Annotated in this window: 20 protein-coding genes and 1 pseudogene; 17 read left to right on the top strand and 4 right to left on the bottom strand. The window is 59.1% G+C overall.

The annotated features are described in order from the left end of the window. Window positions 1-158: 158 nt before the first annotated feature. Genes ACQZ5H_RS24005 through ACQZ5H_RS23960 form a run of 10 tightly spaced genes read left to right on the top strand, consistent with a single transcriptional unit; the run spans window position 159 to window position 8,879 of the window. Window positions 159-821 carry a response regulator transcription factor gene (locus ACQZ5H_RS24005; RefSeq protein WP_203431354.1) on the top strand — a complete coding sequence of 221 codons (663 nt, stop codon included), beginning with the start codon at window positions 159-161 and terminating at the stop codon, window positions 819-821. Further along, complete coding sequence (locus ACQZ5H_RS24000; RefSeq protein WP_203431353.1) at window positions 818-2,185, top strand: ATP-binding protein; 1,368 nt, start codon at window positions 818-820, stop codon at window positions 2,183-2,185. The genes ACQZ5H_RS24005 and ACQZ5H_RS24000 overlap by 4 nt, the downstream gene beginning before the upstream one ends. Then, a complete protein-coding gene (locus tag ACQZ5H_RS23995; RefSeq protein ID WP_449099153.1) occupies window positions 2,172-2,960 on the top strand; it encodes an MtnX-like HAD-IB family phosphatase in 789 nt (262 codons plus the stop codon). The genes ACQZ5H_RS24000 and ACQZ5H_RS23995 overlap by 14 nt, the downstream gene beginning before the upstream one ends. Before the next feature lie 12 nt (window positions 2,961-2,972). Further along, window positions 2,973-4,385, top strand: coding sequence for an aspartate aminotransferase family protein (locus tag ACQZ5H_RS23990; RefSeq protein ID WP_203431352.1), 1,413 nt, complete (start codon window positions 2,973-2,975; stop codon window positions 4,383-4,385). A 4-nt stretch (window positions 4,386-4,389) separates the two neighbouring features. Then, complete coding sequence (locus ACQZ5H_RS23985) at window positions 4,390-5,343, top strand: arginase family protein (protein WP_203431648.1); 954 nt, start codon at window positions 4,390-4,392, stop codon at window positions 5,341-5,343. Further along, window positions 5,340-5,690 carry a permease gene (locus ACQZ5H_RS23980; protein WP_449099152.1) on the top strand — a complete coding sequence of 117 codons (351 nt, stop codon included), beginning with the start codon at window positions 5,340-5,342 and terminating at the stop codon, window positions 5,688-5,690. The genes ACQZ5H_RS23985 and ACQZ5H_RS23980 overlap by 4 nt, the downstream gene beginning before the upstream one ends. Next, a complete protein-coding gene (locus ACQZ5H_RS23975; RefSeq protein ID WP_203431350.1) occupies window positions 5,687-6,562 on the top strand; it encodes a fatty acid desaturase family protein in 876 nt (291 codons plus the stop codon). Before ACQZ5H_RS23980 ends, ACQZ5H_RS23975 begins: the two co-directional genes overlap by 4 nt. Beyond that, window positions 6,552-7,367, top strand: a complete 816-nt coding sequence (locus tag ACQZ5H_RS23970; RefSeq protein ID WP_148195376.1) for an alpha/beta hydrolase — start codon at window positions 6,552-6,554, stop codon at window positions 7,365-7,367. The genes ACQZ5H_RS23975 and ACQZ5H_RS23970 overlap by 11 nt, the downstream gene beginning before the upstream one ends. After that, window positions 7,348-8,520 carry a GNAT family N-acetyltransferase gene (locus ACQZ5H_RS23965; protein WP_203431349.1) on the top strand — a complete coding sequence of 391 codons (1,173 nt, stop codon included), beginning with the start codon at window positions 7,348-7,350 and terminating at the stop codon, window positions 8,518-8,520. The genes ACQZ5H_RS23970 and ACQZ5H_RS23965 overlap by 20 nt, the downstream gene beginning before the upstream one ends. 26 nt (window positions 8,521-8,546) lie before the next feature. Continuing rightward, window positions 8,547-8,879 carry an EamA family transporter gene (locus ACQZ5H_RS23960; RefSeq protein ID WP_246777697.1) on the top strand — a complete coding sequence of 111 codons (333 nt, stop codon included), beginning with the start codon at window positions 8,547-8,549 and terminating at the stop codon, window positions 8,877-8,879. 17 nt (window positions 8,880-8,896) lie between these two features. Here ACQZ5H_RS23960 and ACQZ5H_RS23955 read toward each other — a convergent pair whose 3' ends face one another. Further along, window positions 8,897-9,604 (bottom strand): MipA/OmpV family protein, encoded by a 708-nt coding sequence (locus ACQZ5H_RS23955; protein WP_246777696.1) that lies wholly within the window; start codon window positions 9,602-9,604, stop codon window positions 8,897-8,899. A gap of 372 nt (window positions 9,605-9,976) precedes the next feature. Continuing rightward, window positions 9,977-10,705 (bottom strand): SDR family NAD(P)-dependent oxidoreductase, encoded by a 729-nt coding sequence (locus ACQZ5H_RS23950; protein ID WP_203431347.1) that lies wholly within the window; start codon window positions 10,703-10,705, stop codon window positions 9,977-9,979. Window positions 10,706-10,800: 95 nt separating this feature from the next. Between ACQZ5H_RS23950 and ACQZ5H_RS23945 the strand changes: the two genes are divergently transcribed. Further along, entirely contained in the window at window positions 10,801-11,223 is a 423-nt protein-coding gene (locus ACQZ5H_RS23945; protein WP_203431346.1) for a winged helix-turn-helix transcriptional regulator, read from the top strand. 332 nt (window positions 11,224-11,555) lie between these two features. Here the strand turns inward: ACQZ5H_RS23945 and ACQZ5H_RS23940 are convergent, their stop codons facing one another. Continuing rightward, on the bottom strand, window positions 11,556-11,696 hold the full coding sequence (locus tag ACQZ5H_RS23940; RefSeq protein WP_246777695.1) for a hypothetical protein: 141 nt from the start codon (window positions 11,694-11,696) through the stop codon (window positions 11,556-11,558). 28 nt (window positions 11,697-11,724) lie between these two features. Between ACQZ5H_RS23940 and ACQZ5H_RS23935 the strand changes: the two genes are divergently transcribed. The 3 genes and pseudogenes from ACQZ5H_RS23935 to ACQZ5H_RS23925 all read left to right on the top strand — a co-directional run bounded on the left by ACQZ5H_RS23935 (window position 11,725) and on the right by ACQZ5H_RS23925 (window position 13,910). Beyond that, window positions 11,725-12,561, top strand: a complete 837-nt coding sequence (locus ACQZ5H_RS23935) for an alpha/beta fold hydrolase (protein ID WP_246777694.1) — start codon at window positions 11,725-11,727, stop codon at window positions 12,559-12,561. A 95-nt stretch (window positions 12,562-12,656) separates the two neighbouring features. Next, a pseudogene (locus ACQZ5H_RS23930) lies at window positions 12,657-13,105 on the top strand (Rid family hydrolase). 73 nt (window positions 13,106-13,178) lie between these two features. Then, complete coding sequence (locus ACQZ5H_RS23925; RefSeq protein ID WP_449099151.1) at window positions 13,179-13,910, top strand: gamma-glutamylcyclotransferase; 732 nt, start codon at window positions 13,179-13,181, stop codon at window positions 13,908-13,910. Here the strand turns inward: ACQZ5H_RS23925 and ACQZ5H_RS23920 are convergent. Beyond that, a complete protein-coding gene (locus ACQZ5H_RS23920) occupies window positions 13,897-14,796 on the bottom strand; it encodes a LysR family transcriptional regulator (RefSeq protein ID WP_130279729.1) in 900 nt (299 codons plus the stop codon). The genes ACQZ5H_RS23925 and ACQZ5H_RS23920 overlap by 14 nt on opposite strands. Window positions 14,797-14,913: 117 nt before the next feature. On the opposite strand from ACQZ5H_RS23920, the gene ACQZ5H_RS23915 reads away from it, so the two are divergent. From ACQZ5H_RS23915 to ACQZ5H_RS23905, 3 genes are all read left to right on the top strand, one after another. Beyond that, on the top strand, window positions 14,914-15,849 hold the full coding sequence (locus ACQZ5H_RS23915; protein ID WP_203431344.1) for a VOC family protein: 936 nt from the start codon (window positions 14,914-14,916) through the stop codon (window positions 15,847-15,849). Window positions 15,850-16,121: 272 nt separating this feature from the next. Further along, the gene (locus ACQZ5H_RS23910) at window positions 16,122-16,811 is read left to right on the top strand and encodes a hydrolase (protein ID WP_112717085.1); all 690 of its coding nucleotides are present in this window, start codon (window positions 16,122-16,124) and stop codon (window positions 16,809-16,811) included. A gap of 77 nt (window positions 16,812-16,888) precedes the next feature. Then, entirely contained in the window at window positions 16,889-17,176 is a 288-nt protein-coding gene (locus ACQZ5H_RS23905) for a XapX domain-containing protein (protein ID WP_203431343.1), read from the top strand. The last annotated feature ends 71 nt before the right edge of the window (window positions 17,177-17,247 follow it).

Genomic DNA, 17,247 nt, shown 5'->3' with positions numbered 1-17,247 from the left:
AAAGGCCGGTTAGCTCCCACGAGGCAGTCGGTGCAGTCCGGCCGACAGGGCCCGACCCCTGCGCCAAACAGATCCGCTCGCGCCAATCTCAGGCCGGATTTCAGCCTCATTTCGAGAGAACATAAGCCGATCTGACAGGGAGCAGCAAGGACGTTCCATTGCGTATACTGGTGGTCGAGGACGACGACATTCTTGGGTCGGCCCTGAAAAAGGCACTTGAGAAGCATGCTTATGGCGTGGACTGGTTCCGTGATGCCGAAACGGCGCTCCATGTCCTCAAATACAATGACTACGGCGCGCTGGTCCTGGATGTTAACTTGCCGAAGGCAAGTGGCTTTGATGTGCTGCGGGCTCTTCGCCAGAGTGGCAATGGCATCCCCGTTCTCATGCTGACCGCGCTCGACAGTGTGCGCGACCGGGTTGCCGGCCTGGACGAGGGAGCCGACGATTATCTGACGAAGCCGTTTGATCTGGATGAGCTTTTGGCGCGCATCCGCGCGCTGTTGCGCCGCAGGCAGGGGCGCAACGAAACGGTCATCCGTTGCGCAAACGTCGAGATTGACCCGGCCGCGATGGTTGCGCGTCGCGATGGGGTTCAACTTCACCTGCCCGCAAAGGAGTTCCATCTTCTGCGCCTGTTGATGGAGCGCAGCGGCCGCTACGTCACGAAAAGCGACATCGAATATGCCCTCTACGATTCTGAGGTGTCCGTGGAGAGCAACACGATCGAAGTGACGGTCTATAATTTGCGCAAGAAACTTGGCCCTGATTTCATACAGTCGATCCGTGGTGTCGGCTACATGGTCGAGCGCCGGCAGTGACCCTTACCCAACGGCTCTTTGCCCGTATCCTGCCGACCCTGATCGTCGCGATCGCTGTCGTCGGCTTTTTTGCCTATCGCAGCGCGACACGAGAAATAGACAACATCTACGACGCCCAGTTGATCAACGACGCGAACGTCCTGTGGTCCCTGATGCAGCATCCGCTCACCCGGCCCGATAACCGGCCAACGATCCAGGTACCCGACCTGGATTTCAATATGGATAATCAGCTGGCTCTGAACGAGGACGCTGACGATTATGCGGACGCGCACTCGTTCCGTGCCTGGAAGGGCGATACGCTCGCCTTTGCCAGCAGCAATGCCTTTCCAGCCGGGCTCAGCCGCTTCAAGGCCGGGTTTTCAGAGACCGTTAATAACGGCGCACGATGGCGGATCTATTCCCTGCCGATCCCTGATACAGATATTTCCATCGAGGTTGCGGAAGAAATCAATCTTCGCGAGGGCCTGGTCGAGAACATTCTTCTCAACCTGGCTTTCCCGCTTGTCGTGCTGATCCCTGTGATCGCCGTCATCATCTGGATGGCGATCACCAACGGGCTCAGCAATATGAAGGAGCTGGTATCGCAAATCCGGACGCGTACGCCCGATGACCTGTCGGTGATCGCAACGACCGGTCTGCCGAGGGACCTTGCGCCGCTTGTCCATTCGCTTAACAACCTCCTGCGCCGGCTTGGCCGGTCGCTGACGATGGAACGGCGCTTTTCCGATCTTGCAGCCCATCAGCTGCGCACGCCACAGGCCGGCATCAAGCTTTTGCTGCAGCTCTTCGACCGGGCCGATTCAGAGGATGAGCGGCGAGCGCTTTTGAAGGATCTGGTGGTCAGCAACGAGCGTGCCATGCACTTGATTGAACAGCTCCTGCGCCTGGCGCGGGTCAGTCACCAGCCGCTGCAGCTCGGCTCCGTGTCGCTGCGTGACATCGCTTCCGCCTCGCTTGCCGATTTTGCCGTACTGCTGAATGCACGCCACTTCGATGTCAGCCTTAGAGGTGCGCCGGAGGCCTTGGTCCAGACAGACAGGGCCCTCCTTCGGATCATGATCGATAACCTCCTCGACAACGCGATCAAGTATTCGGGCGATGCCGGAAAGATCGAGGTGCGGATCGAGCCCGGCGAGCGCGGTTGGCGGCTTTCCATCATGGACAGCGGTCCTGGCATTCCGCCAGACCAAAGAGAGGCGGCGTTTCAACGCTTCAACCGCCTCGATACGGGCGCCGGCGATGGCGCCGGACTGGGATTGCCTATCGTTGCCGATATCGCCAATCGGCTGGAGATCGCCCTCAGCCTCGGGACCTCGGAATGGGGACGGGGCCTAAGGGTCGATCTGGACATTGTCGGCGCGTGAGGCGCCGAATTCAGTTTCATTTCATCTTCGCCTCATCTTGCTTTCAGTTCGCCGCTCTAGACGTGTCCTCAGACGTTTGACGGAGCACGCGATGCAGGTGTTTTGCGATTTTGACGGAACGATATCGAAGGAGGACGTGACCGACCTCGTGCTCCAGCGCTATGCGCGCCCGGAATGGCGCGCGATCGAGGATCAATGGGTCAGCGGCAAGATCACGTCGGCGATATGCATGCAGCGCCAGATCAGGCTGATCGAGGCAACGCGCGCCGAGCTGAACGCCTTTCTCGACACTGTCGAGATCGACAGCGATTTTATTGCCTTCAAGCGGTTCTGCGACAACGCCGGGCTCGGCTTGAGCGTGGTTAGCGACGGCGTTGACTATTTCATCCGTCGCGTCCTTCGCCGCCATCAGATCACCTCCATACCCGTGATTGCAAACAGGCTCCGAGAGGGCGACGAGCTTTCGAAATCGGCATACGATCTCGATTTTCCCGCGATCAGCAGCGGCTGCAACGCTGGCTCCGGCGTCTGCAAATGCGCGGTCGTCAGCCCCTCGGTCGATTACATCTATGTTGGCGATGGACGCAGCGACTTTTGTGTCTCGAACGAGGCACCGGTTGTCTTCGCCAAGTCAAACTTGGCTGACCATTGCCGCTCCCGGGGCATCGAATTCTTCCCTTACGACAGTTTCGCCGATGTTCAGCGGTCTCTCGCAAGCATTCTTTCAATCCCTTCGCGCCGGCGCCCCGCACTGCCGGTGAAGAAATCAGCGTAACAAGAGGACCTCATGCGTTCCAACCTGAAACTTGCTCCCACCCGCGCGCCGGTCATTGGCGAAGACGAACTTCGTCTGCTCGAAGAGACCTACTGCTCGCACGGCGATACAGTGCATTATACAGAGAAGCCGAAATTCTTCGAAACCTGCGAGGGCTCCTTCGTCTATGATGCGGCCGAAACGCCATTTCTGGATCTGCAGATGTGGTACTCGGCTGTCAATTTCGGTTACCGAAACGAGCGCCTGAACCAGGTTGCGCATCGCCAGCTTGATCGCTTGCCACAGGTCGCGTCGCAATATCTACATCGCGAGAAGGTCGAACTCGCCGCACTGATCGCCCGAGATATGGAAGAAAAGTTCGGTTCAAAGGGCCGCGTGCATTTCAACGTCGGCGGTTCGCAGGCGGTGGAGGATTCGCTCAAAATCGTCCGCAATTTCACTGGCGGCAAAAGCCTGATGTTTGCCTTCGAAGGCGGCTACCACGGCCGAACGCTTGGTGCGACTTCGATCACCTCCAGCTATCGCTACCGTCGCCGTTACGGCCATTTCGGCGAGCGGGCGCAGTTCATAGAATTTCCCTATCACTTTCGCGGCCCGAAGGGCATGTCGAAGGAAGAGTACGGTCACGATTGCGTCCAGAAGTTTGCCCGTCTGTTCGAAAGCGAATATAATGGCGTCTGGGATCCAAAGGCGGGAAAGTCGGAATATGCCGCCTTCTACGTCGAACCGATTCAGGGCACGGGTGGTTATGTCATCCCACCGATGAACTTCTTCGTCGAGCTGAAGAAGGTCCTCGACGATCACGGCATTCTGCTGGTCGTCGACGAGATCCAGATGGGCGTCTATCGCACAGGCAAGTTGTGGTCGATCGAGCACTTCGGTGTTTCGCCCGATGTTCTTGTGTTCGGCAAGGCCATTACCAACGGGCTCAATCCCCTTTCTGGCATATGGGCCAAGGAGGAGATGATCAATCCCACCATTTTCCCGCCTGGTTCCACCCATTCGACGTTTGCAAGCAACCCAATGGGCACGTCCGTCGCGTTGGAGACGCTGAAGATGGTGTCGGAGAATGACTTCGGCGCCAGCGTCATGGAGAAGGGTGCGCATTTCCTCGAGGGTCTCAAGGACTTGCAGTCGCAACATGCGATCGTCGGCGAGGTGGACGGCTTAGGCCTGGCCTTGCGGATGGAAATCTGCAGGGACGATGCTTTCACGCCTGACAAGGCGACGCTCGACTGGATGTGCGACGAAGGCATGAAGGGCGATCTCGTCGTCGACGGTCGCAGATATGGGTTGGTGCTCGATGTCGGCGGCTACCACAAGAACGTCATCACCTTTGCACCAAGCCTGATGATCAGCCATGACGAGATCGAGCTTGCAATTTCACTGCTCGACCAACTCCTCACTCGCGCGGAACGGAGATAGTCCGGTGCAACTGCTTCTCCTTCATCTGGATGATGCGTTGGAGTTGCAGCCCGACTTTGTGCAGTCTTGCATAATGGCAGGCGCGCACGAAGTCAGCGACAAGGAATGCGGGCGCGCAGTCAGGCTCTGGGGCCGGCGCCGCGCGCTCGATGCCCTTAGGAGACGCCTGGCACGGATAGGGTCGCCGTCGGGCGATCAATCGCGGCTCTGCTTCATGGGTTCTGGCGATTTCCATCACGTGACGGCGCTGTTGCTGTCGCTGGCGCTTGAGCGTGCCCGCCGGCCCGTAACTGTGATCCATATCGACAATCACCCCGACTGGGTACATTTCGGCGATGGCATGCATTGCGGCTCCTGGGTTAACAAGGCGCTGGAGCAGCCGCTCGTCGAAAAGGTGATTACCCTCGGCGTCTGCAGTCATGATCTGAAGTCGCCCGAGAAAAAGGGCGCCAATCTTGTACCGTTGACCGATGGACGGCTGGAACTCTACCCTTATGACCATCCACCGAGCAGGGTGACATCAAGCTATGGGTCTGGAGCGAGCTTCAGCCAGATCGACGGTGCGCTGCACTGGCAGTCGATATCAGAACTCGGCGAGGCCAATTTCCTCGACCGGTTGCTCGGCCGTATCAAGACCGAGGCGGTTTACATTACCATCGACAAGGACGTGCTGACGAATGCCGATGCGGTGACAAACTGGGATCAGGGCCATATGCGGCTTCCCTACGTGCTTTGGCTCTTGAGCGAGATCGGTGAAAAATATCGCGTCATCGGCGCCGATGTTACCGGTGACTACTCAACTCCGCATTACAGCGGCAATCTCTATACCCGTGCAATGAAGACGGCCGAAGTGCTGATCGATCAGCCGTTGCGGCGACGCGACAAGGCGGCGGTGCGCAACATCAACAGTGCCGCCAACCATGCGCTGCTGGAGGTGTTGTCGGAGCTGATGCCATGATTGGGGGTCTTTCGGAATGGACGACCGGGGTCATCGTCTTCTGCATCCTGGCCGAAACCGGCCGGGAGATCTGCTTCAAGCGCGGCGCCACCGGTGCGCTGTTTGCGGGCCTGCGCAACAAGGTAATCTGGCTCGGCATCCTCCTTTGGGCCGTCGAACTGGTAATGTGGACGCGCGTGCTTGAGGAAGTGGCGCTGTCGGTCGCCTTTCCGCTGATGGCGCTGAGCTATGCGGCGATCGCGCTCGCGGGCGGGATCATCTTCAAGGAAACTATCAATCGTCGCCATGTCCTGGGCATCGCCCTGGTGACCTTTGGCGTGGTCTGTGTTGGAGCGACGGGACTATGACAATCTTCGCCTATTCGAAATGGGATATCGTTCCGGTGCTGGCCGCAACGGCGCATCTGGCCTTCAACATCGACCTGATTGCCGGATTTGAGAGCCGACCGCTCTGGCTATCGGCGGCGCTTGGGTCACTCTATGCTCTATCGATATCCTGGAACATCAACAGTATCTCGCATAATTTCATTCACACGCCCTATTTCAGATCGAGATGGATGAACCGTCTCTTCAGCCTTTTGGAATCGGTGACGATCGGCTTTTCGCAGACCTACTATCACTTCGTGCACATGCGCCATCACTCCGGCAATAGCGACCGGCCCAACGACAGGGGCGAGACGATCGACATGCTGTCGATCTACAAGCATGGCAAGAACGGCGAGCCGGAGAACGTCCTTTCCTACACGTTTCTGAGCTTCTTTCGCGACGACATCGGTGACATTCACCGCGCGATCGCCAGCAAACGGCCGGCCGAAGCAAGATGGGGGCGTTTCGAGCTGGTTTGCGTTGGCGCCTTCGTGCTTCTGGCGTTGGTCTACGACTGGAAGGCTGCCTTGTTCTTTCTACCGTTCTATTATCTTGGAAATTGCCTCTCGTCACTGAATGGCTATTACGAGCATCTGCACGGCGACCCTGACGAACCGATCGCCTGGGGCGTCAGCAGCCACAACAGGCTCTACAACTGGCTCTGGTTCGCCAATGGATATCACGCCGAACATCATTATCGTCCGAAAACCCACTGGACCAAGCTGAAGAATTTCCACGAGCAGATCAAGCAGGACCAGGCTGCGGCCGGCACGCATGTGATCAGCACCTGCCATGCGCTCGGCTTCATGGCGAAGGAAAACCGGCAGCCGGGGGAATTTCCCGATGCCGGCTGAGGGACTTTCCTTCTATCTCGAGGGCACGAATGGCAGGGGCATTGTCCTTGTCCACGGCCTGACGGGGGCCCCTGCCGAGATGCGGCTGGTCGCCCGGCAACTCCATCGCCGCGGCTTCAGCGTCTATGCGCCGCTCTTGGCCGGTCATGGCGAGAACGAGGCGGTGCTGCGCAAGTCGCGCTGGGAGAACTGGCTCGACAGTGTCGAGGCCGCCAGTGACCTCATGGGCGAGCGGTGCGACGCAGTCTTTGCCGCCGGCATCTGCGTTGGCGGAAAGCTCGCGATGATGGCGGCAGAGCGCAATCCGATGTCGATCCGCGCCGTTGCCGTTTATTCTCCCTGTTTTCATTACGACGGCTGGGATGTGCCCCGGTACTACGCGCTGTTTTCGCCGCATATCCGCTGGATATCGTTTATCCCCTTTATCGGCCGCTTGAACTTTCGCGAAACACCTTCGCTCGGCATCAAGGATGAGCGAATGCGTCGCATGGTGGCAGGCATGAACGGCGAGGGCATGCTCGAGACCTTCCCTGGGCGCGGTCTCATCGAGATGCATGAACTTGGAAGAGCACTCAAGGCAAGGCTTCCTGACATGCGAACGCCGACGCTGATCGTTCATTCACGTGAAGACGACCTTAGCGGTCCGTCGCACGCCCAGTACATCGCAGCCAATATCGGCGGGCGTCGCGAGCTTCGCTGGCTGGATGACAGCTATCACATGATCCATGTCGATCGCCAGCACAGGCATGTGGCCGACATGACAGCCGAATTCTTCGAGGCGGAACATGCAGCAGCAAGCGCTTGAGATTGGCACAGCCGAGCATGCCGGATCCGGCGGACCTTCACCAGTCGCATCACTGCTTTCGAGCATCCGTATGCTGGACAGGCACGCCTGGAACATCTGCTTTTCGAAAGAGATCGAGACCTATGACTATCTGCTGGTGGTGGAGGAGGCCGGCATTGCCGGTTTCGACTTTCGCTATGTCGTATTGCGCGAAGACGATGAGATCGTTGCCGCGATGCCCGCCTTTTTGTGCCGCTACGCGCTCGAAACGACATTGCAGCCCGGCCGCATCAGACGTTCGGTGGGCAGGATCCGTTGCCTTTTCCCCGAATTTCTGACGCTGCGCCTGGCCTGCCTTGGTTCGCCCTGCACGGAAACCGGCATGATCGGCTTTCATCCGCGGATCTCCGAGAGTCGCCGGCCACAGCTCTTTGCGCAGCTTCTCGCCGCTTTCGAAGCGCATGCGCAGGCCGAGGGCTGTTCGCTGATCGCGATGAAGGATCTGGCGCTACCGCTGCCGTTGGGTGTGACGCGCGTTTTGTCTGACGGCGGGTATGCTGAGATCGTCAGCATGCCGACAGCGTTCCTTGATATCGACTTCGATACGCTCGATGACTACCTTTCGAGGTTGTCGGCGGGGACCCGCAAGGATATGCGGCGCAAGCTCCGGGGCCGCGGCACCGTGCGCATCGAATATCGCAGCGATTTCGGCGAATGGCTGCCTCGCGTGATGCAACTCTATCTGGAGACGCGAGAACGCAGCGAATGGCAGTTTGAAGAGCTGACGCCTGCCTATTTCCAGGGTCTGCTGAAGGGGATGCCCGGCCGGTCCTTCTGCACGATGTATTTCGTCGAAGACGAATTGCTGGCAGCCAATGTCATGGTTTGTGACGGGTCCAGGCTCATCGACAAGTTCTTTTGCATGGATGCCCCTAGGGGCAGGGCCCACAACCTTTATTATCTCAGCTGGTTCACCAACCTCGAATATTGCCTCAGGCACCGTATCGGTCGCTACCAGAGCGGTCAGGCCTACTATCGCAACAAGGTCCGGCTCGGTAGCAGCCTGACGGCCAATGCGATGTATTTTCGCCATCGCAATGCGGTCCTTCAGCTTGTTTTGAAGACCGTATCGCCCTTCTTCAGTGGCGATGACGGTGCCGAGGTGATGACGTGAATGCGATCCGGCCGATATGGTTGGCAGTGCCGCTATTGAACACAGCCCAGCAGCTGCTGTTGAAACGCAGCGCCGAAGAGGCGGCTCGTACCCACGGCGAGTGGCTGTTTCAGATCCTGTCGTCTCCCTGGTTTTTCGCGGCGATCGCTGCTGAGATCGCCTGTTTTGCTATCTGGATGACAGTTCTGTCACAGCTCGATATCAGCAAGGCCTTCCCGCTTTCGGCCATCAGCTATGTCTTCGTGATGGCCGTCGCCTGGCTTGCGTTCGGCGAGCCGGTGAGCGTGCTCCAGCTCGCAGGCAGCGGTCTGATCCTGATCGGCATCTGGTGCATCGCAACGGCCGTGCCATCGCATTGAAAATCGAAGGTGTCGGGTCAGAAGCCGACGCTGAAGGCCTTGTTCAATGAAATGCCGATGATGTTCTGGTTCGCGTCGCCGAGCTTCGAGGTGATCGGGCTGTCGGCGCCGTCGCCCGTCAGTCTGTCGAGCCGGTCATAGAGCTGCAGCGACAGGGTCGGCGTCACGTCATAAGACGCCGAAACGGTAAGTCCGACCGATTTCAGGCCGCCGGTGGCATCGAAAGCGGGCAAAACCCCGTTCTGGGCTGCTTCGCTTGACGAAATAGAGAAGTATTTGCGCATGTAGGCGCCGTCGGCGAATGATGCGCGCGGTCCGATCGAAAGCAGCCACTTGTCGCCAAACGACTGGAACCAGTCGATGCCGAGATCGGCGACCAGACCGCTGCCATTCGACAGCGCCTGGCGGATTTCGGTGCGGATACGCAGCTCGTCTGGTATTGCCCAATATTGCGCAAAGACGCCGGCGTCCACGTCCCAATGAACCGCATGAAGACCGGCGAGCCTCTGGTCGTCGGAACGGGACCGGGAATCGCGAAAACCGAGCACTGGCCCAGCTTCGAAGCCGCCAAGACCAATAAGGCCATAGTCGATGCTGTCGTCGGGAGCACCCGGCTCATCGGGTTCGTCAAAGCGCCTGATATCGAACGACGGGATGGCGCTGAAACCGTCATGCCTCGATCCGGGAAATTTTGGGCCATATTCGATGCTGGCGCCGAGCGTCACGACCCAGCTGTCCGGTGATACAACGGCTGCTTTATCTCCAGCAAATGCCCTTCCCGTGGCAGCCGGAAGAAGGAGTGTGACAACAAGACTTGTTTGAACCAATCGACTGATGCCGGTCATGCCTGTACCAGATACTGACGCACGCACTCGATAGTGCCTTCCTGCTTGCAGGAGTCAAGCAGCAGGCGGGCGGTCGAACCCAAGGCCTGTCTGTGTTTGGGCTTGTCCCGCAGGAAAAAGCCACTGCAGACAGCGCCTCACCTGGGCCTTGCTTCCAGTGATGATGCACCCATCATCACTGGAAGAGGTCCTTTGATGGCTCGCGCGCTTTTTAGCGCCGAGTTTGTCTCCGGCGGATAACAGGGATGGGCATCAGACCTGTGCCATGCCTCCGTCTACGGCTATTTCCGCGCCTGTCGTAAAGCTGCTTTCGTCGCTGGCCAGAAACAGGGCCGCGGCCGCCACCTCCTCAGGTTTGCCCATCCGCCCAAGCGGTATCATCCTGGACAGTGCGTCTCGAATTTCCTGCGAGGCTGCAGCCATCATCGCGGTATCGGTTGGGCCAGGACTTACGACGTTGACACGTATCCCCTTGGGAGCGAGTTCGTTGGCCCATGTGCGTGTGAGCGAACGGACTGCAGCTTTCGTGGCGCCATAGACCCCATAGCCCTTGGTGCCGATATCGCCGGCAATCGAGCCAATCAGCACGATCGTTGCCCCGGGCTGCATCAAGGTAATGGCACCTTGCGCCGCAAACAGCAGAGACCGGACATTCAGGCCGAACGTTCGATCGTAGTGATCCTCGGAAATTGCTCCGAGAGGCGCGTGTTCAGAAAGCCCGGCGTTGACGACAAGCACGTCGATATGGCCCTGCTCCGATCGGATCTGCTCGAAGACGCGCTGGAGATCTGCATTGTTTCCGGCATCGGCCTTTATGGTGCGGATGGTGCCAGTGCCACCCGGCTGCCTCTGTGTCTCTGCGCCCTTGCGGCTCGTTGCGTAAACCGTTGCGCCCTCGCTGGCAAAGCGATGCGATATGGCCCCGCCGATACCGCCAACGCCGCCGATTACGAGGGAAATCTTGTTTGCTAATCTCATCACATCAACTCCATCAATAGTGATGGGCAGAAGATATAAACTCTATACCTACGGTCAATTACGTACTATATGTAAAGCAGATATCATGGAGTATATCGATGCGAAGGACCGACGTAGGTTTTCCGGTTAAGCCTTGTTCTGCTGAAAGACACAAAGCTGCCGCAGCCGAGGCACTATTGAACGTAGAAAAGGCGCGCCCGGTGCTGGAGCAGATCGCCAACAAATGGTCGGTGCTGATCCTGACGGTTCTTTGCTCAAGGCCGTCGCGGTTCAACGAGATCATGCGGCGTCTGGACGGGATCACGCACAAGGCGCTCGCCGAGGCGTTGAAGCGCCTGGAGCGCAACGGTCTGATCCGTCGTGAAGTGCTGACCACGACGACACCGGTCGGGGTGGAGTATACCATCACTTCGCTTGGCCGTTCGCTTCAGCAACCGTTCGAAGCCCTTTACACATGGTCCATGACCTACGGTCCCGAGCTGGAGCAAGCGCAGCACGACTACGATAACGGCAAACGTTGATCGCTTGGCGCTTTGCATCGTCGACATGCCTTTTGTGGCTGGCAGGGCCTTGAGGGACGCAGCGCTTTCACAACCTGCCTCGCGTGAGCAACGAAGCCAAGCCCAGCTGCCTGTGTCGTTACGACGGTGCGCGCTCGCGTCCGGCCGGTGCATCGCAGATTCATGGGTCAGCGGTGACGTTCCTGAAGTCGGGTCTTCCACGCATGATCTGGCCGAGGCTGCGGATTGTTTCGCCAGACGCAACAAACTCAACACTATTCAATCAATTGTTGATCCGCGGTTCTGGCGGCAATATCGCACCTGTCAGACGAAGACGTCTTCGCCTGAGAGTTTCAAAAAAAAATCGCAGGACGCACGATGACGAAAGCTTTTACATCGATCACACGCCGGAACGTGTTGATGAGCGCAGGCGCCGCAGTCACGCTCGCAACCATGTCACGCGCTTCCGGCCTTGCAGCCACCATCGATCCCACCACAGTCTCCAGCAAAGGACACGAGTTCATGAGCACTATAACCACCAAAGACGGCGTCGAAATCTTCTACAAGGACTGGGGAGCGAAGGATGCCCAGCCGATCATGTTCCACCATGGCTGGCCGCTTTCATCCGACGACTGGGACGCGCAGATGCTGTTCTTCCTCTCGAAGGGCTTTCGCGTCGTCGCCCATGACCGCCGCGGCCATGGCCGCTCGGCCCAGGTGTCGGACGGCCACGACATGGATCATTATGCGTCCGACGCCTTCGCAGTCGTCGAGGCGCTGGACCTGAAAAATGCCGTCCATATCGGTCACTCCACCGGCGGCGGTGAGGTTGCCCGCTACGTCGCAAAGCATGGCGAACCTTCTGGTCGTGTTGCCAAAGCAGTTCTCGTTTCTGCTGTCCCGCCGATCATGGTCAAGACCGAGGCCAATCCCGAAGGCTTGCCGATGGAGGTGTTCGACGGCTTTCGCTCGGCGCTTGCGGCAAACCGTGCGCAGTTCTTCCGCGATGTGCCGGCTGGTCCATTCTACGGTTTCAACCGCGATGGCGCGACTGTGCATGAAGGCGTGATCCAGAACTGGTGGCGTCAGGGAATGATGGGCGGCGCAAAAGCGCATTACGACGGCATCAAGGCATTCTCGGAAACCGACCAGACCGAAGACCTGAAGAATATCAGCGTTCCGACGTTGGTTCTGCACGGCGAAGACGACCAGATCGTCCCGATCGCAGATTCCGCCCACAAATCCGTCAAGCTCCTGAAAAACGGCACGCTGAAGACCTACCCGGGCTTCTCTCACGGAATGCTGACTGTCAACGCCGACGTTCTCAACGCTGATCTGTTGGCTTTCATCCGGGCCTGATCGGCATTGACGGCGGGTGCGGGCTCCCTCGCATCCGCCGTCTTCGGATTGCTGGTCCACACGCGCGAGCGCGCTGCATATCGATAGGAAACGTAATGACGACGACAAAGACAATCGCAAACCTTGGCGTTGCCTGGGAGCAAACCTTCGGCTACGCGCAGGCTGTCCAGGTCAAGGATACGATCTACATTTCTGGACAGTTAAGCCAAGACGGCGACGGCAAGATGGTCGCGCCAGCCACCCTTGACGCGCAAGGCCGTCCTGTCGACTTCGAGCCAATGGAGGCGCAGATACGTCAGAGCTATGTGAACGCCAAGAGCTTCTTTCTGAGTTCGGTGCCACTCTCGACGACGTTGTCGAAGAGACGCTTTTTGTCCTCGACGTCGCGAGTGCATTCGCAGCCGGATCAAAGGTCCGCAAGGAGATGTACGGCACGGACACTCCGTCCGTCGCAAGCAACCTGATCGGAGTGAGTGCGCTCGCCTTCCCCGAACAGATCGTCGAGATCACGTTCCGCGCGGTGCTCGACGCCACGGTCGCCTGATTAGACAACAGTCGCTCGAAGCGTTGCCGGGGTGATGCACTGCCGCGGCGAACCTTTCCTGATGGGTTTCCCGATGCCAAGACCATATTCAGCGACGATGAGATCGCCATCCGCCTTGCATCTCACCACGGATCTCGTTGCCAGGACCTTGAGGACTGTTACGGACGAAGGTCCGGAGCCTAACTGGACGCCCATCTCGTCCAACCAGCTCGAGGAGCTCGTCCAGAGGGTCGATGAGGAAGCGCGCGATCAAGAGATTTGGGTGTTTGCCTATGGCTCGCTGATGTGGAACCCCGGGTTCGACGTGGCGGGCTTCGAAAGAGCCGTCGCGTTCGGATGGCACCGTGCGTTCGCATTGAGGATCGAACGGCTGCGGGCGACCTCGGATGCGCCGGGTCTTATGCTTGCCCTTCAGCCGGGAGGAAGCTGCACCGGCCTGATCCTCAAGCTTGCCTGCGCGTCGAAGAAGGAAGATCTACGTAGGCTCCTGGCCCGCGAAATCCGCTATGTCGAAGTTTGCGATATGGTCCGTTGGGTCACGGTCCGGACACCGGCAGGACCCCGTCGCGCATTGACATTCTGGGCAAGCCCGACGCGGTCAGCACTGACCCAAAAGGTACCTCTCGAACAGGCGGCGGCGCTGATTGCCCAGGCCTGCGGACCGGCCGGGTCTTGTGCGGAATACCTGCATCGCACCGTCGTTGATCTTGCAGAACGCCAAATCTTCGACCGGAACCTATGGCAGTTACAGGAACTTGTGGCAACGAAGCTTCAGGCTCTCCCGCTACCTGTCAATCCAGCATGACCATATGCGCCGCCACCTGCTCTTCGAAGAATTTCGAAAAGGAGGCAATACGCGGCGGCAGAGCCTGGTAGGGCGGATAGTAAAGGGTGAGCCACAGATCTGGCGGCGCCCATCCCTTGAACACATGCACGAGCCGTCCACTGCGGATGTGCTCGGCGATGTTGAACCCCGGAAGCAGGGCGACACCTGCCCCGTCTGCGGCCATTTCCGCGAGCACCTCGCCGCTATTGGCGCTGAACGCTCGCCCCGCCGATATTGCGATGCTTGAGCCACCATCCGACAGAACCCAGTTCTCCCGCCGGCTTTCTCCACTATAGGCAAGGCAATCGTCCGGCGTCAGTTCGTTGGGATGCGACATGGTGACGAAGCGGCTGCCGGGCGCGGCAACAAGGATGCGCGGCACGACGCGGATCTTCCTCCAGATCGTGAACTTGTCGGAGGGCTGCGAGGAGATGCGGATCGCCAGGTCGTAATCGTCGTCGACGATGTTGATCAGGCCGTCAGACAGGGAGATCTCGAAGCTGATCTTCGGATAGCGCTCCTTGAATCCGGAAAGGATCGTCGGCAGCACGACCTTCCCGAACCAGGTCGGTGCGCTGATCCTGAGGCGTCCTTCCTCGGCTTTGTGGGCGTTCATCACTTCGCGTCGGGCATCCTCCAGCGTCTTTACCGCGGGTTGGATCTGCGCAGCAAAGATCGCGCCGTCGGTGGTGAGGGACACTTGGCGCGTGGTGCGCACGAAGAGCTGAACGCCGAGCTCTGCCTCCAGGGCGGCGATGGCTCGCGTTACGGCAGCGGGCGTCATGTCGAGTTCGCGGGCCACCTGGGCGAAGTTCCGCTTCTCAGCGGCGAGGAGGAAGGTGCGGAGTGCCTTGTAGTCGTTCATATCATTATTTCAAAAATCGCAATTCGTTCAAAACAAGTATTGCAATTCCGCCTGGTCATCAACGGGCCTAGATTGCCTTCACACAACAATCATCCGTGCTGAGAGAAAGGCATCGACATGATCAAGGACATCAAGGGACTGCATCACGTAACGTCTATGGCGTCGGACGCACGCCAGAATAACCACTTCTTCACAAATACGCTCGGCCTGCGCCGCGTCAAGCAGACGGTGAACTTCGACGATCCCAGCGTCTATCACCTTTATTACGGCGACGAGACCGGTAGCGCCGGGACGGTGATGACCTACTTTCCCTTTCAGAACATGATGCTTGGCCGCCCCGGGGTCGGCGAGGTCGGCGAGACGCAATTTTCCGTGCCGAAAGGTTCGCTGAAATTCTGGCGCGACCGCCTGGCCTCGCAAGGCGTCGATGGGCTGGAAGCAGACACAATCTTCGGAGCCAGGCGGCTTCGCTTCATGGGCCCGGACGGCGACAGCCTGGCGCTGATCGAAGCGGCCGACGACCGCCGCTCGTCCCCCTGGCTTGGTCGCGGTATCCCGGACGATGCTGCTATCCGCGGTTTTGCCGGCGCTCGCTTCCGCCTGCACGATACGGCTGCGACGGAAGAACTGCTCGGGTTCATGGGCTACCAGCGCGCTGAAAAGGAAGGCGACGTCACGCGCTTCATCATTCCGGGCGGAAACGGCGCCGACACGATCGACCTTCAGCTCCTGCCAACGACGCCCTTTGCCCGGCAGGGCGCCGGATCCGTTCACCACATCGCCTTCGCCGTCGACAACCGTGAACAGCAGCTCGAAGTGCGCAAGGCTCTGATGGATACCGGTTACCAGGTCACGCCGGTCATAGACCGGGATTATTTCTGGGCCATCTATTTCCGCACGCCCGGTGGCGTTCTGTTCGAGATCGCAACGAACGAACCGGGCTTCAATCGAGACGAGGACACCGCCCATCTCGGAGAGGTGCTCAAGCTGCCCAGCCGTTATGAGGCAATGCGCGCTGAAATAGAATCCAACCTCGTGCCCCTGGCTGCGTAGGAGCATACCAGACATCTGACGACAACGAGGGCTGCGATCGGCAAGGATCGCGGCCCTTCGTGCACATCCAGACCCATGCATCCTCAAGGGTTATTTCATTTTTCGCAATTCATTCAATAGAATTATTGCAATTCTGCAGCGCGGCGTCGAACGCTAGGTTTGATTTCAGCAGCCAGGACGGCGAGCGAAACGGCCTGCGGGCCAGGAAGCTCCCGCCCGCCGCTATCGATTTTCAGGCACCCCATGCGGGCCGCAACCACGAGGAAAGTACCATGTCCAAGCTCCAAGTCCTGACCCCGGCAAACAGCCAGCTCATCTTCATCGACCAGCAGCCGCAGATGGCCTTCGGCGTCCAGTCGATCGACCGGCAGACATTGAAAAACAACGTCGTCGGTCTCGCCAAGGCCGCCAGGATTTTCGACATCCCGACCACGATCACCACGGTCGAGACGGAAAGCTTCTCCGGCAACACCTTCCCGGAACTGCTCGGCGTCTTCCCCGAGAACGACATTCTGGAGCGCACGTCGATGAACTCCTGGGACGACCAGAACGTTCGTGACGCCCTTGCCAAGAATGCCGCCGGCGGCGCTAAGAAGATCGTCGTCTCCGGTCTCTGGACGGAAGTGTGCAACACGACGTTCGCGCTTTCCGCTCTCAACGACGTCCCGGACTACGAGATCTACATGGTCGCCGACGCCTCCGGCGGCACCTCGCTGGAAGCCCACAATCGCGCTATGGACCGCATGGTGCAGGCGGGCGTAATTCCGGTGACCTGGCAGCAGGTCCTGCTTGAGTGGCAGCGCGACTGGGCACGCAAGGAGACGTATAACGCGGTCACGTCGCTGGTGAAGGAACATTCCGGCGCCTACGGCATGGGCATCGACTACGCGGTCACGCATGTCCACGGCGGCGCCGAGCGCGTCAGCCACGGCAAGCGCATCGGCCCGAACCCAGCCAAGTAATCACCCATCACCGCCGCTTCCGCAGGATCGCACGTCCGGATGCGGAGGCGGCTTCATTCACAGTCGAGGATGCCCCCATGAAACTCTACATTCTTTCCATCGGCGCCGGTCTTCTGGTCGGTATCGTCTACAGCCTGCTCAATGTTCGCTCTCCCGCGCCGCCGATCGTGGCCCTTGTCGGCCTGCTTGGCATTCTGGTTGGCGAACAGCTCATTCCTTTCGCCAAGACGCTGATCGGCAGGGAGCCCGCAGCCGTCTCCTGGATCAACCAGATCAAGCCGCACATGTTCGGCCATATGCCGAAGGGCGAGAGCCGCAACGACGTTGTCCTGTCTCGCCACGATCAGCACAAGTCCGATAGCTGACACCGCAAGAGGAGATTCGCTTGCGGTGGGCCCCAGCCCGTCGATCCCGGCGCAAGGCGTTGAAATCAATC

The organism is Rhizobium sp. 21-4511-3d (genome assembly GCF_053522545.1).
This window is presented reverse-complemented; position numbering and strand designations above follow the sequence as displayed.

Bases quoted from the DNA above. Each gene is read 5' to 3' on its own strand.
- ACQZ5H_RS23990 (WP_203431352.1), top strand. From the start codon at position 2,973: ATGCGTTCCAACCTGAAACTTGCTCCCACCCGCGCGCCGGTCATTGGC.
- ACQZ5H_RS23980 (WP_449099152.1), top strand. From the start codon at position 5,340: ATGATTGGGGGTCTTTCGGAATGGACGACCGGGGTCATCGTCTTCTGC.
- ACQZ5H_RS23975 (WP_203431350.1), top strand. From the start codon at position 5,687: ATGACAATCTTCGCCTATTCGAAATGGGATATCGTTCCGGTGCTGGCC.
- ACQZ5H_RS23970 (WP_148195376.1), top strand. From the start codon at position 6,552: ATGCCGGCTGAGGGACTTTCCTTCTATCTCGAGGGCACGAATGGCAGG.
- ACQZ5H_RS23965 (WP_203431349.1), top strand. From the start codon at position 7,348: ATGCAGCAGCAAGCGCTTGAGATTGGCACAGCCGAGCATGCCGGATCC.
- ACQZ5H_RS23945 (WP_203431346.1), top strand. From the start codon at position 10,801: ATGCGAAGGACCGACGTAGGTTTTCCGGTTAAGCCTTGTTCTGCTGAA.
- ACQZ5H_RS23935 (WP_246777694.1), top strand. From the start codon at position 11,725: ATGAGCACTATAACCACCAAAGACGGCGTCGAAATCTTCTACAAGGAC.
- ACQZ5H_RS23925 (WP_449099151.1), top strand. From the start codon at position 13,179: ATGCCAAGACCATATTCAGCGACGATGAGATCGCCATCCGCCTTGCAT.
- ACQZ5H_RS23920 (WP_130279729.1), bottom strand. From the start codon at position 14,796: ATGAACGACTACAAGGCACTCCGCACCTTCCTCCTCGCCGCTGAGAAG.
- ACQZ5H_RS23915 (WP_203431344.1), top strand. From the start codon at position 14,914: ATGATCAAGGACATCAAGGGACTGCATCACGTAACGTCTATGGCGTCG.
- ACQZ5H_RS23910 (WP_112717085.1), top strand. From the start codon at position 16,122: ATGTCCAAGCTCCAAGTCCTGACCCCGGCAAACAGCCAGCTCATCTTC.
- ACQZ5H_RS23905 (WP_203431343.1), top strand. From the start codon at position 16,889: ATGAAACTCTACATTCTTTCCATCGGCGCCGGTCTTCTGGTCGGTATC.